The sequence below is a fragment of the Glycocaulis sp. genome (assembly GCF_050485565.1).
GTDB lineage: Bacteria > Pseudomonadota > Alphaproteobacteria > Caulobacterales > Maricaulaceae > Glycocaulis.
The window spans coordinates 140625-152970 of the sequence record NZ_JBJHBQ010000006.1; the positions used below are offsets into that span (position 1 = coordinate 140625).

Consider the following 12346-nt stretch of genomic DNA (forward strand, 5'->3'; position numbering starts at 1 on the left):
CGTCCCGCCATGGCCATCAGGGTCAGTGCCGCCTAGCTTTTCGCTAGTTATCAAGGACGGACCGGCCTTCTTGTAACCGGTCCGAAAGGGGAAACCGAGATGAAACACTTCCTTCTGGCAGGGTGCTGCATGGCCGTGCTGATGGCATGCGACACACAAGGAACAGCCAGTAGTGACGGCGCAGACGATGCTGTCGTGGCTGAAACCACTGAAGCGCCTGGCGAGCCGCGTTTTGGCACGTTCGGCTTTGACACGGCCGGCATGAACGCTGACGTCGCGCCCGGTGATGATTTCTTCGCCTACGCCAACGGTGTCTGGGCCGAAACCACCGAAATCCCGTCCGACCGCGCGCGCTATGGCGTGTTTGACATGCTGGCTCTGGAAGTCGAGCAGCAGGTGCGCGACGTCGTTCTGGAAGCGGCTGAGTCCGGTGGCCCGGCCGGCTCCAACGCGCAGCTGATCGGCGATCTCTACGCCAGCTGGATGAACGCCGACGCCATCGAGGCGCGTGGCCTGGACCCGGCCCGGCCCTGGCTCGACACTATCGCAGCAGCGGAGAGCTTCGAGGACATTGCCGCTCTCATGGCGCAACGCGACTATCACGCGCCTTACTGGGTAGCGATCAGCCCCGATCCGGAAAATCCGGAAGTCTATGTGATGCGTACCGGCCAGTCGGGCCTGGGCCTGCCCAGCCGCGACTACTACCTGCTCGACACCGGACGCTTCCCTGAATACCGCGATGCCTACCGCGCCTATATCGCGCAGATTTTCCAGCTGGCCGGCATGCCGGACGGCGAAGCACGCGCGCAGCAGATCCTCGATCTTGAAACCGCGCTGGCTGAGGCGCACTGGACCCGCGAGGATTCGCGCGATGTCACGCTGACCAATAACCGCATGAGCGTGGAGGACTTCTTCGCGCTGGCACCGGAGCTGAACCTGCAGGCGGCGCTGGAGACGCGTGGCCTGCCGGCCGAGGGCGAGATTGTCGTTGCCCAGCCAAGCGCGATTACCGATGCCGGGGCGCTTCTGGCGCAGGCCGATACAGAGCTTCTGCAAGCCTGGCTGAGCTTCCACTTCATCTCGGCGCGGGCATCCTGGCTGCCGTCCGCCTTCGATCAGGCGAACTTCGAGTTTTTCGGGCGCACGCTCAGCGGCACCGAGGAACAGCGCACGCGTGAACTGCGCGGTGTGCAGCTGGTCAATGGCGCGCTCGGCCATCCGGTCGGACAGGTCTATGTCGAGCGTCACTTCCCGCCGGAGGCCAGCCGCCAGATGGATGAGCTGATCCAGAACCTGGTGGACGGCTTCCGGGGCCGCCTGGAACGTCTTGAGTGGATGGATGAGGAGACCCGCGAACAGGCTCTGACCAAGCTGTCCACCTTCGAGCCGCGCATCGGCTATCCGGAAATCTGGAATGAGTATGACGGGGTGGAAATCCGGTCCGAGGACCATTTCGGCAACCGCCAGCGCCTGTCCGATTTTGCCTGGGCAGAACAGCTTCGCCGCTTCCCCGATCCGGTCGACCGGCGCCTGTGGAGCTGGCCGCCGCAGATCGTCAACGCCAGCTATAATCCGCTGATGAACCAGATCACCTTCCCGGCGGGCATTTTGCAGGCACCCTTCTTTGACATGAATGCCGATCCGGCAATGAATTATGGAGCCATTGGCGCCGTCATCGGCCACGAAATCGGCCACGGCTTTGACGATAATGGCCGCCGTTTCGACGCCGAGGGGCGCATTCGCGACTGGTGGACGCAAGAGACCAATGACCGCTTCGTGGAGCGCTCTGACCGCCTTGTGGAGCAGTATAACAGCTTCTGCCCCTTCCCCGATGAATGCGTGAACGGCCGCGTGGCGCTCGGCGAGAATATCGGCGATCTGGGCGGCATGCAGATGGCCTATGAGGCCTATCGCAACTATGTCGCGGAGAACTATCCGGACGGCGAAGCGCCGGTGATTGACGGCTATACCGGCGATCAGCGCTTCTTCCTGGCCTGGGCGCAGGTCTGGCGGACCCTGTTCCGCGACGATGCGCTGCGCGCCCAGCTGGCCACCGGCCCGCACTCTCCGGGCATGTACCGCGTCAATGGCGTCGTGCGTAATCTGGACGCCTGGTACGAGGCGTTTGGCGTAACCGAGGAGCACGAGCTCTACCTGCCGCCAGAAGAGCGCGTACGCATCTGGTAGTACGGGCAGACCCGCCCGATATGGCAAACGCCCGGCCCGCTGCGGCCGGGTGTTTTGCTATTGCCCGGCAGGAGGCGCGTTAGCCTTTTGTCCACCATCGGCAGGCAAAACGGAACGAGGGACCTGTTTTTCCGGGAATCAAAGCAATGACGAGAGCGCTTGCATCTGCCCTGCTTGCCGGAGCGCTGCTGCTCGCCCTGACCGCGTGCAATACGATTCAGGGCGTTGGCCGCGACATCACCCGCGTCGGCGAGTTTCTTGACGACGTGACCCAGTAAAAGGGCGGGGCCAAATCCGGCCTCTGTGCGTATACTTCCAGCGTGCCTGGCCGCTCATGGCCTTCATTATGGAGATCACACGATGAAACGGATGCTTATGGCAGCTGCCCTGTCCATGCTGACGCTGGGCCTTTCAGCCTGCAACACCATTCAAGGTGTCGGCCGTGACATAACCCGCACCGGCGAGGTGCTTGAGGACGTCACGAGCTGATCTGGGAGCCAAATCGCGCATCGGGCGTTACCGGTCTACACGCGGCATCACAAAGCCGGTTGTAGACAGGAGACATTCGATGCGTGAGACCCTTCAGATTATGAGCGTGGCCGTCATGGTTTTCGTCCTGGCTGCCTGCAACACGGTCCAGGGTGCAGGGCGGGACATCCAGCGGACCGGCGAAGCCATCGAAGACGCGGGCAACTAGGCCAAAAAGCGTTTTCCATAACCCACGAAAGAGGGCGGCTCCAACGGGCGAGCCGCCCTTTTTTCTGGCCGGGTCCCGCGGCTAGTCCCGGCGCATAAGCGGGCGCACCGCAATCGTGAACGAGGTCGCAAACAGGGCAATGATCACCCGGGCGATAATCGTGAAGAACACCAGCGTAAACTGCGGTTCACTGGTCCACTGGCGCAGTGCCGCCCGGTAGGTCGGCGGCAGATCGGTACTGGTAATGAAGCGGTAGACGACGCCCGACGCGTCCTGAACCACCAGCAGCCATGACGGCTGAAACAGCGCAAAACTGACCAGCAGGATCGGTGCCAGAATCGCCGACAGGGCCAGCGTCATGGATGCGGAAAACGGGCGCAGAAGCAGGCGGTTCATGTCAGATAACTCCCTCAGACTGTCCGGGCTGGCGGCAATCATCCCCTCATGCCGCTCATCCGTCCCTTGCCCGCAGCTTAACAAACATGAAAGGACCCGTCGCCTGTAAAGACGACGGGTCCTTCAATACGCAACTGACCGCCTGAACCTACTCGGTACGGGTAATAACCATTTCCGAACCGTCGGCGCTCCATTCGTCTGTCGTCACACTCTCACCAACCTCGCCTGGCTCGAACGGATTGCAGACCGGCTCAGCGTCCGTGGTAATGCAAAGTGTGCCGTCCTCGAAGGTCCAGCTGCCTTCCTGACCCAGCGTGTTGGTCATCGATCCATCGGCGTGAAATGTCGTCGAGTAGGTGACATCCGCTGATGGGATGCTGATCTCGTAGACATGGCCATCCGGCCCGTCAGCGAATGACAATCCGGCAAGGCCCAATGCGGCCACAACACCTGCTGCAAACGTTTTCATGCTTTCCTCCCCGACTGGTTTCTTTTTTACCGTTCCACCTGGACGGCGTGCGCTTATGGTTAACACACTGACCGGCGAGTCAACCGGAAACAGGAAATTGCGGTACGGCGGACTGGTGTGAGTATGCAACGCACGCTATAGACGGCTTGAAACAGTCCAGCTTGCCCGGTGGCGGGCTGCAGAGCAGACAATTGGAGCAGACCTCATGGCCGCACTTATCGCCCTTGGCCTTTGCTTTGGCCTTTTCGCGCTTTTCAACCTGATCGAGTTCAAGCGCCTCGATTAGGGCCTGAAGGACAGCCCCCGGCTCCGGAGCGATCATGTCCGCCACGCTTCTTGATGTGCTGCTACTGATTGTCGGCATCATCATCATTCTGTTCGGTGGCGACTATCTGGTGCGCGGCGCGACCGCCGTGGCCAAGCGTACCGGTGTGCCATCGCTGCTGATCGGCCTGACAATTGTCGCCTTTGGCACCAGCGCGCCGGAAATGGTGGTCAGCGTATTTGCCGCGATTGCCGGTTCGCCGGGCCTTGCCGTGGGCAATATTGTCGGTTCCAACATCGCCAATATCTTCCTTGTGCTGGGCCTGCCTGCGCTGATCGCGGTGATGGGCACCACTGCCAAGGGCGTGCGCACCAATGCACTGATCGCGCTGGCCGCCTCCCTGCTCTTCATCGCCCTGTGCTGGGACTGGGAGGCAAATGCGCCGGGCGCGCTGAGCCTTCTGGAAGGCGCGGTGCTGACCGGCCTGATAATCGCCTATATCGTCTATCTCGGCTTCGTGGCCATGGGTTCACGTGACGATCCCATGGTGGCCGAGCTGACCGGCGTGGACTCCATGGAGGGCCTGCCCAAATCCGCGCTCGGCATCGGCTTCAGCCTGATCGTCGGCCTTGTTGCCCTACCCATCGGGGCCAATCTGATCGTGGAAGGCGGCGCGAGCCTCGCCGTCACGCTGGGCGTCTCTGAAGCCGTCATCGGACTGACGCTTCTGGCCATCGGCACATCGCTGCCCGAACTGGCCACATCGGCCGTTGCCGCCATACGCCGTCAGGCCGACATGGCGATCGGCAATGTCATCGGCTCCAACATCTTCAACATCTTCGCCGTGGGCGGCATTACCGGCCTGGCCGCAGGCGGATTTGCCGGCGGCGTATCCATTGATCCCGGCTTCTTCCAGCTGGATTTGTGGGTGTTCCTCGCCAGCGCGGTCTTCGTGACGGTGCTGGTGTTTTCGCGCAGGCCCATGGGCCGCACGACCGGCGCAACCCTGCTGCTCATCTATGCGGCCTATATCGCTGCCCTGCTGTATTTCACGCTCGGCTAGCGGCCTTAACGGTCCGGGCCGATCCGGTAGTGCTGGCCTATCACCATGAGCGTGCCGAGCGCGCCAGCGATCAGTAGCCCGATCCCGGTCCACAGCTCCCAGCCCATCAGTATCACGGCCACAAGACCCACAATTCCCAGATCGAGCGGCAGCGTCCAGATCAGGATGCGGCGAAAGAGCTCGCGTTCAGAGGTGTTTTTCCCGTCCGCCATGACAGCTCAATACTCCGGTTCAGAGCCGTAGGGCCAGCCCGGCGGCAGATCTGCGGGCATCTGGCCGGGGAAGGCGGGGGAACGCTTCTCCAGAAAGCTCATCACGCCCTCACGTGCGTCCTCACTCATGCCCCGGCGCAATATCGCCCGGCTTTCCAACCGGTGCGCGTCCATGGGATGGGATGCGCCCAGCATCTGCCACGCCAGATAGCGGTTCATCGATACCGATACCGGGGCCGTGGTCTCAACAATCAGGCGCGCGCGCTCATAGGCGCGCTCCAGCACCTTGTCTGCTGGCACCAGCTCGCTGACGAGACCCTTCTCCAGCGCTTCTTCGCTCATGAAGGTGCGCCCCGTCAGCCCCCAGTCAAGCGCCGTCTCGATGCCCACCACGCGCGGCAGGAACCAGCTGGCGCAGCCATCCCAGGCAATACCGCGCTTGGTGAAGGGATAGGCCATCTTGGCGCCTTGAGCGGCGATGCGGATATCCATGGGCAGGATCATCGTCGCGCCAATACCGACCGCCGCGCCATTAATGGCCCCGATCACCGGCTTGGCAGAATTGAAGATGCGCAAATTCAGCATGCCGCCGGAATCGCGCCATTTGGGATCGGTCTCGTCGAACGCGCCGCTGGTGGCGGCCTGGGCGACAGCGTTGAACGTCTCCGCGCCGGTAGAGAGATCCGCGCCTGCGCAGAACGCTTTGCCTGCGCCCGTCACGATCACACAGCGCACATCCGGGTCAGCATCGCTCACATCAAACGCGGCAATAAGCTCGCGGCCCATCTCGTGGGTGAAGGCGTTCATCGCCTCCGGCCGGTTCAGCGTGATAAGCGCGATATGGTCCGCGACGGCGTAGGTGATGGTGGAATAGCTCATGGATGCTCCCCGGACGGCAGTGTGTACTCCAGCGTGTAATTATGTGCGCCCTCAACGATATCGAGCAGAAACTCGCCTGCAATGCCGGTGAGCCCACCTGCGCCTGAACCCGGCACGATGGTGATGGAGAGCGATTGCGCGCCCCCATCCATCACCCCGCGATGGACCAGCGAGAATGCCCCTTCCCGCCCCTCAAGGCGCCCTTCCAGACGCTCGATGAGCACATAGGCACCTGACCCGGCTTGCGCATCGAAAAGGCCCAGCATCTCGCCTGAGGCGCCGCCTTCAAACCCGCCGGTGAACGTTTTGGTGATCGCATAGCGCGTGTGGTGGCCGGGCTCTGCCTCGCCTTGCGGCTCCAGCTGAACGGTGAAACTGCCGGTAGCGGTGTGGGTGGTCATGGCTGCGTCCTCTGCCTGCGCGGCAGGAAAGAGGAGGCAAAGCGTTGCCGCCAGACCTGTCAGCTTCCAGATCATCCTTCCCTCCCGCCTGTTTTTCTTGCGGCAAGGATGGGCGGCGCGATGAAATGTGTAAAGCGGCGGAGCAATCTAGACGTTGAACTTGAACAGCAGCACATCGCCGTCCTGCACAACGTACTCCTTGCCTTCCTGGCGCAGCTTGCCGGCCTCGCGCGCACCCGCCTCGCCACCCAGCGCCACATAATCGTCAAAGGCGATGGTTTCAGCCCGGATGAAGCCCTTTTCAAAATCGCCATGGATCACGCCCGCCGCACGCGGAGCCTTCCAGCCCTTGCGGATCGTCCAGGCGCGCGCCTCTTTCGGCCCGGCGGTGAAATAGGTCTGCAGGTCCAGCAGGCGGTAGCCGGCATGGATCAGACGGTTGAGGCCCGGCTCGGCAAGCCCCAGCGATTCCAGATATTCGGCGCGCTCATCCGCGTCCAGCAGGGCCAGCTCGGCCTCGATCTTGGCAGAAATGGTCACGCAGACCGCGCCTTCTTCGCCCGCACGCTTTTCCACCGCCCGGCTCATTTCATTGCCGGTCGCGGCGCTCTCCTCGTCCACATTGGCGATGAAAAGCACCGGCTTGGAGGTGAGCAGCTGGAGCATGCGCCATTCGCGGCGCTGGTCGTCTGGCACCTCGGCAAAGCGGGCGGGCTGGCCTTCGCGCAGCTTGTCCAGAGCAATGTCGATCAACGACACTTGCGCCTTGGCGTCCTTGTCGCCGGACTTGGCCTTCTTCTCCACATTGGCGCGGCGCTTTTCCAGGCTCTCCATGTCGGCGAGCATCAGCTCGGTCTCGACCGTCTCGAAATCGGCCAGCGGATCGACCTTGCCAGCCACGTGGGTCACATCGTCATCGACAAAGCAGCGCAGCACGTAAACGACGGCGTCCACCTCGCGGATATTGGCCAGAAACTGGTTGCCAAGCCCCTCGCCCTGGCTGGCCCCCTTCACGAGGCCGGCAATATCCACAAAGCTCATCCGGGCGGGAATGATATTGGCCGAGCCAGCAATGGCCGCGAGCTTTTCAAGGCGCGGCTCAGGCACCGCCACATCGCCGACATTCGGCTCGATCGTGCAGAACGGATAATTGGCCGCCTGCGCCGCCGCCGTCTGGGTGAGCGCGTTGAAAAGCGTCGATTTGCCCACGTTCGGCAGGCCGACAATACCGCATTTGAAGCCCATGGATGGCCCCTGTCTTTTAGAAGGATTTACGAAGCTGGCGTGGGGTTAGACGCGTGGGGGTCCAGCGTCAATGGAGCGGATGTTGTCAGGCGCGGATCACGTCTGTATGCGCGAAATCCCCGCCCTTGAACAATAGAGGTTCGCCGGTGCTTGTCGCCAACGCATAGGCAAAGCAGTCACCCAGATTGAGCTGGGCAGGATGACCTGACCCTTTTCCGTAAAGCCGGTAGGCCCGCCGCGCAATCGCCCCCTGTTCGGCATCAATCGGGATCAGCGCAAGCCCCAGCTCGTCCACGAGGCTGTCGAACGCCGCCACACTGTCGGGTACGCCCTGCCGCTCCACGCGGATCGTCACTTCCATCCAGTTGATGACGGACATTTTTGGCCTGGGATCAGCGATGATCTGGTCGAGGAAGTCCGGTCCCTCAGCCTCGCGCAGGACAATGGCGAGGACGGCAGAGGCGTCCACGATCATTTCGGCAGGCCGATCTCGTCATAGTAGAGGTCACCATGATCAGCGGAGTGACCACTGCCCTCCATCCCGGCCGCCACACGTTCTACCAGCGCCCTGATGCGGTCCTGACGGGCTGCCTCGCCGCGTTCGGCGCGGGCAATTTCAGCCTCCAGCGCGGCACGCACGGCATCCGTGATCGTCTGGCCCTTAAGCTCGGCGAGCTTGCGGGCCAGCGCATCGGTTTTCGGATCCTTGATGCTCAGCGTCATGGGGCAACCTATATCGCGAATCAGGTTGCCTGGCGAGTCTGGCGCCGCGAAGGCATCGCTATTGAGCGCTTACTCTTCCGCCACGCCCGGAGCGGGAGCAAGATGCGTCACGCGGGTCTGGAAGGCGTCAAACTCACCGCCTGCCAGCAGCGGGAAGCTGCGGGCGATGGCATCGGTCAGCGCTTCAAACCAGACGGCATCAGCCTTGGGAAAATCGGAGAGCACATAATTGGTGACCATGTTCTTGTCGCCGGGATGACCAATGCCGATGCGCCCACGCCGGAAATCCGGGCCGATATGGGAGGCAATCGAGCGGATACCGTTATTGCCGCCATGCCCGCCGCCAGCCTTCAGGCGGAACTTGCCGGGCGCCAGATCCAGCTCGTCATGGAAGACCGTCACCGCCTCCGGGCCGACCCGGTAGAAATCCGCCGCCGCGCGCACCGCAAGCCCTGAATTATTGTAATAGGTCAAAGGCTTCATCAGCAGGGCCTTTTTCGGCCCGGCAATGGTCTGCACCAGACCCTCGCTGATCGCGGCCTGAAACTTCTCCCGCCACGGGCCAAAGCCATGCATGGCGGCAATTCCATCCAGCGTCATGAAGCCCGCATTATGGCGGTTCTTCAGGTATTTGCTTTCCGGATTGCCCAGACCGGCAATGATCAGCATGTCATGCCCCTTGCGAGCCTGCCCGGCGCTGGCCGGTCATGAAAAAGGCGGCTGCAGGTCATCCCGCGCCGCCTTTTTAAGATATCAGACGCCCGGCGGCATGGAGCCGCCAGCGCGAAGGCGACTATTCCTCGTCGCCCTCGGCCTCGTCCGCTTCGACTTCCGTCTCGGTATCTTCGCCTTCGACCTCATCCTCGATCACAGCGCGCGAGCCTTGCACGGTGGCGACGGTGAAGTCCCGGTTGGTGATGACCGGTTTCACACCGTCAGGAAGCGTGACGCTGGAAATGTGGATGGAATCGCCAATGTCGTAGCCGGAAAGGTCGACAACGATCTCGCTGGGGATATTGCCAGCCTTGCAGCGGATCTCGATATCGTGGCGCACGATGTTCAGAACGCCGCCGCGCTTGATGCCCGGAGATTTCTCGTCATTGATGAAGTGCACCGGCACGTTCAGCGTGATGACCGAGTTTTCTTCCACACGGTAGAAATCGATATGGACCGGCTCGTCCGTGACGGGGTGGAACTGGATGTCGCGCGCGATGACGGGCTGGCGCTCGCCCTTGTGCTCGATATCGACCATGTTGGCGATCAGCTTGCCCGTGCCGATGGCTTTCACCAGCTCGTTGCGCTTCACGCTGATGGCGACAGCGCCGCGCGGGCCACCATAAAGGATACCGGGAACCAGGCCGGAGCGGCGCGCTTCGCGGGCGCCGCCAGTGCCGGTGCGCTCACGCACCTCAACGGAAACAACAATATCACTCATGGGGTCCGGTCCCTGTGGTAAATTCTGGTTTCAAACGCGTTCGCCGCCTGCAGGCGGGCGGCGCTCAAGCGAGCGCGGGCTATTAGCCGGTTTTTGCACGCCGCGCAACAGGGTGCAGTGAGTCTTGTTGGCCCTGCCCTCTTGCGGGCAACACCTAGTCAAACAGCTTGGAGACGCTTTCCTCGTTGGCGATGCGCCGGATCGCCTCGGCCAGAAGCGGCGCGATGGAGACGGCGCGCAGCTTGGAGCAAGCGGCTGCCTTGTCGGTAACATCGATGGAATCGGTCACCACCAGTTCCTTCAGCACCGAATCCTTGATCCGGCTGGTGGCCTTGCCCGACAGAACGCCGTGCGTGATATAGGCGGAAACCTCGGCAGCGCCCTCATTCTTCAGGGCGGCAGCGGCATTACACAGCGTGCCGCCACTATCGATGATGTCGTCAAAGATAATGCAGCGGCGCCCCGCCACATCACCGATAATATTCATCACCTCGCTCTCGCCAGCCTTCGGGCGGCGCTTGTCGACAATGGCGATGTCAGCGCCGAGGCGCTGGGCCAGCGCGCGCGCACGCACCACACCGCCAACGTCCGGCGAGACGATCATCAGGTCTGATGTGTCGTAATGCTTGCGGATATCCTGCTCGAAGACCGGCGTGGTGAAGAGATTATCGGTCGGGATATCGAAAAAGCCCTGTATCTGCCCGGCATGCAGGTCCAGCGTCAGCACGCGGTCGGCTCCGGCCTTGGCGATCAGATTGGCCACCAGCTTGGCGGTGATCGGCGTGCGCCCGCCGGTTTTGCGGTCCTGCCGTGCATAGCCAAAATAGGGGATGACAGCCGTGATCCGCCGCGCACTGGCCCGCGAGAGCGCATCCATGCAGATCAGCAGCTCCATCAGATGGTCATTGGCGGGCTTGGAGGTCGACTGGATGAGGAACACGTCCTCGCCGCGCATGTTTTCCTCAACGCGCACAAACAGCTCGCCATCGGCGAAGGTCTCGATCTCGACATTGGAGAGCGGCGCATCAAGATAATTGGCTATGGCACGGGCCAGGGGCCGGTTTGCGTTGCCGCTCATCAGTTTCATTGCGAAGAATCCCCTCGGACGCTGGCCGTGATGGGCGCGCTCATAGCAGACCCCAGGCGGTATCGAAAGCGGCTGCCAGCGTGTTTGTACACCGCGCGCCATGCCCCGTACACGGATTATCCGGGCCATGGCTCCAGACCGGGCGGGGCGGGCATGCCCGGCGCGCTAAGAGCTATCACCTTGAACAGAACGCCCATCTCCTCGTCCGCCGTCAGCCGGTGAAGCTGACGCGCGATTGTGCCGCGCTGGTCTGGCCGGGATGCGGCCAGCGCGGCGGCGCGCTGTTCCATGCCCAGACTTTTCAGGAACGCGCCCTGTTCCACCGGACCATACACATCCAGCCCCGCGGCACGGGCGCGCTGCGCCAGCGTGTCGAAGTCCACCCGCGCGGTCAGGTCCGCTGTACCCGGCGCGTCCAGCGGGTCCACTTTCTGATGAGCGCGTATCGCCTGCAGCGTATCGCCCGGCTCGGACACCGAAGGTCCGTAATCGATGAACAGGGCATGGCCGGGATGGTCTGCAAAGCGCGCAGCCAGCGCGTCCACCACTTGCGCATCGCCGGGGCGCAGCTCCACCAGCGCGCCGTCAGGGTTTGCGCGCAACGCCTCTGGTATGAAGGGGTCGTCCTCAGCGATGACCGGCCCGGTCACGAAGGCAAGGCGATCCTCATCATCCGGGTGCAGCCCCACGCAGCGTTCACGCCACTGACCCTCCACCCGCACGGCCTGACGCACAGGCAGGCAATCGAGAAACTCATTGCCGAAAATGATTCCCGGGCCTGCCGGAACGGTTTCGAGGCTTTTGGCCCACCCCACCGGCACGCCCGCCCTCGCCAGCGTCTGGCCCTGCACCATTTTTAGCGCGGCGCTGGCCTCGACCAGGCTGACTTTCAGGGCATCGGCAAAGCCCGGCACGGCCCGCGCAGCGCGCAGCGTGTCGGCCATCATCGTGCCCTTGCCCGGTCCCAGCTCGGCCAGAACAAGGCTTTCAGGCGACCCCATATCCTGCCAGCACTGCGCCGCCCACAGGCCCAGAAGCTCGCCAAACATCTGGCTGATCTCCGGCGCGGTCACAAAGTCCGCCCCCGCCCCGATAGGATCGCGCGTCGCGTAATAGCCAGCCATCGGGTCAAAGAGCGCCTCCATCATAAAGACAGAGACCGGCAGCGGGCCTTGCGAGGCGATGCGCGCGCGCAAGTTCGATGCGATGCGCGCCGCCGGGTTGAAATCATCCGCTTCAGTCACCGTTAGGGCCTGTCCTCATAAAGGTTTCGGGCGTGACGCGTGG

Annotated in this window: 17 protein-coding genes; 5 read left to right on the forward strand and 12 right to left on the reverse strand. The window is 62.7% G+C overall.

Annotation, left to right across the window (positions count from 1 at the left end):
* Window positions 1-99 precede the first annotated feature (99 nt).
* The 4 genes from ACQ5ID_RS08435 (at window position 100) to ACQ5ID_RS08450 (ending at window position 2884) form a co-directional block, all read left to right on the forward strand.
* Complete coding sequence (locus ACQ5ID_RS08435) at window positions 100-2187, forward strand: M13 family metallopeptidase (RefSeq protein WP_429912006.1); 2088 nt, start codon at window positions 100-102, stop codon at window positions 2185-2187.
* A gap of 146 nt (window positions 2188-2333) precedes the next feature.
* Window positions 2334-2465, forward strand: a complete 132-nt coding sequence (locus ACQ5ID_RS08440; protein ID WP_371393448.1) for an entericidin EcnAB — start codon at window positions 2334-2336, stop codon at window positions 2463-2465.
* An 82-nt stretch (window positions 2466-2547) separates the two neighbouring features.
* On the forward strand, window positions 2548-2676 hold the full coding sequence (locus ACQ5ID_RS08445) for an entericidin (RefSeq protein WP_371393447.1): 129 nt from the start codon (window positions 2548-2550) through the stop codon (window positions 2674-2676).
* Between the two features lie 79 nt (window positions 2677-2755).
* Window positions 2756-2884, forward strand: a complete 129-nt coding sequence (locus ACQ5ID_RS08450; RefSeq protein ID WP_429912007.1) for an entericidin A/B family lipoprotein — start codon at window positions 2756-2758, stop codon at window positions 2882-2884.
* Window positions 2885-2965: 81 nt separating this feature from the next.
* On the opposite strand, the gene ACQ5ID_RS08455 is transcribed toward ACQ5ID_RS08450, so the two are convergent.
* Together ACQ5ID_RS08455 and ACQ5ID_RS08460 are read right to left on the reverse strand one after the other, a co-directional pair.
* On the reverse strand, window positions 2966-3280 hold the full coding sequence (locus ACQ5ID_RS08455; protein WP_429912008.1) for a hypothetical protein: 315 nt from the start codon (window positions 3278-3280) through the stop codon (window positions 2966-2968).
* Between the two features lie 148 nt (window positions 3281-3428).
* Window positions 3429-3749: a hypothetical protein gene (locus ACQ5ID_RS08460; RefSeq protein ID WP_429912009.1), complete on the reverse strand. Its 321-nt coding sequence runs from the start codon at window positions 3747-3749 to the stop codon at window positions 3429-3431.
* Window positions 3750-4069: 320 nt separating this feature from the next.
* Here ACQ5ID_RS08460 and ACQ5ID_RS08465 point away from each other — a divergent pair, with 320 nt between their 5' ends.
* Complete coding sequence (locus ACQ5ID_RS08465; RefSeq protein ID WP_429912010.1) at window positions 4070-5077, forward strand: calcium/sodium antiporter; 1008 nt, start codon at window positions 4070-4072, stop codon at window positions 5075-5077.
* A gap of 5 nt (window positions 5078-5082) precedes the next feature.
* On the opposite strand, the gene ACQ5ID_RS08470 is transcribed toward ACQ5ID_RS08465, so the two are convergent.
* From ACQ5ID_RS08470 to ACQ5ID_RS08515, 10 genes are all read right to left on the reverse strand, one after another.
* Window positions 5083-5289, reverse strand: a complete 207-nt coding sequence (locus ACQ5ID_RS08470; protein ID WP_429912011.1) for a hypothetical protein — start codon at window positions 5287-5289, stop codon at window positions 5083-5085.
* A 6-nt stretch (window positions 5290-5295) separates the two neighbouring features.
* Entirely contained in the window at window positions 5296-6168 is an 873-nt protein-coding gene (locus ACQ5ID_RS08475; protein ID WP_429912012.1) for an enoyl-CoA hydratase-related protein, read from the reverse strand.
* Window positions 6165-6569: a DUF3224 domain-containing protein gene (locus tag ACQ5ID_RS08480; protein ID WP_429912013.1), complete on the reverse strand. Its 405-nt coding sequence runs from the start codon at window positions 6567-6569 to the stop codon at window positions 6165-6167. Before ACQ5ID_RS08480 ends, ACQ5ID_RS08475 begins: the two co-directional genes overlap by 4 nt.
* A 147-nt stretch (window positions 6570-6716) precedes the next feature.
* Window positions 6717-7814 (reverse strand): redox-regulated ATPase YchF, encoded by a 1098-nt coding sequence (ychF, locus tag ACQ5ID_RS08485; protein WP_429912014.1) that lies wholly within the window; start codon window positions 7812-7814, stop codon window positions 6717-6719.
* Window positions 7815-7899: 85 nt separating this feature from the next.
* The gene (locus tag ACQ5ID_RS08490; RefSeq protein WP_429912015.1) at window positions 7900-8289 is read right to left on the reverse strand and encodes a type II toxin-antitoxin system VapC family toxin; all 390 of its coding nucleotides are present in this window, start codon (window positions 8287-8289) and stop codon (window positions 7900-7902) included.
* Window positions 8286-8537 (reverse strand): type II toxin-antitoxin system VapB family antitoxin, encoded by a 252-nt coding sequence (locus ACQ5ID_RS08495; RefSeq protein WP_429912016.1) that lies wholly within the window; start codon window positions 8535-8537, stop codon window positions 8286-8288. The genes ACQ5ID_RS08490 and ACQ5ID_RS08495 overlap by 4 nt, the downstream gene beginning before the upstream one ends.
* 69 nt (window positions 8538-8606) lie before the next feature.
* The gene (pth, locus tag ACQ5ID_RS08500; RefSeq protein WP_429912017.1) at window positions 8607-9206 is read right to left on the reverse strand and encodes an aminoacyl-tRNA hydrolase; all 600 of its coding nucleotides are present in this window, start codon (window positions 9204-9206) and stop codon (window positions 8607-8609) included.
* 124 nt (window positions 9207-9330) lie between these two features.
* Window positions 9331-9972, reverse strand: a complete 642-nt coding sequence (locus tag ACQ5ID_RS08505; protein ID WP_429912018.1) for a 50S ribosomal protein L25/general stress protein Ctc — start codon at window positions 9970-9972, stop codon at window positions 9331-9333.
* Between the two features lie 154 nt (window positions 9973-10126).
* The gene (locus ACQ5ID_RS08510) at window positions 10127-11059 is read right to left on the reverse strand and encodes a ribose-phosphate pyrophosphokinase (protein ID WP_429912019.1); all 933 of its coding nucleotides are present in this window, start codon (window positions 11057-11059) and stop codon (window positions 10127-10129) included.
* Between the two features lie 116 nt (window positions 11060-11175).
* Window positions 11176-12303: a class I SAM-dependent methyltransferase gene (locus ACQ5ID_RS08515; protein ID WP_429912020.1), complete on the reverse strand. Its 1128-nt coding sequence runs from the start codon at window positions 12301-12303 to the stop codon at window positions 11176-11178.
* Between the last annotated feature and the right edge of the window lie 43 nt (window positions 12304-12346).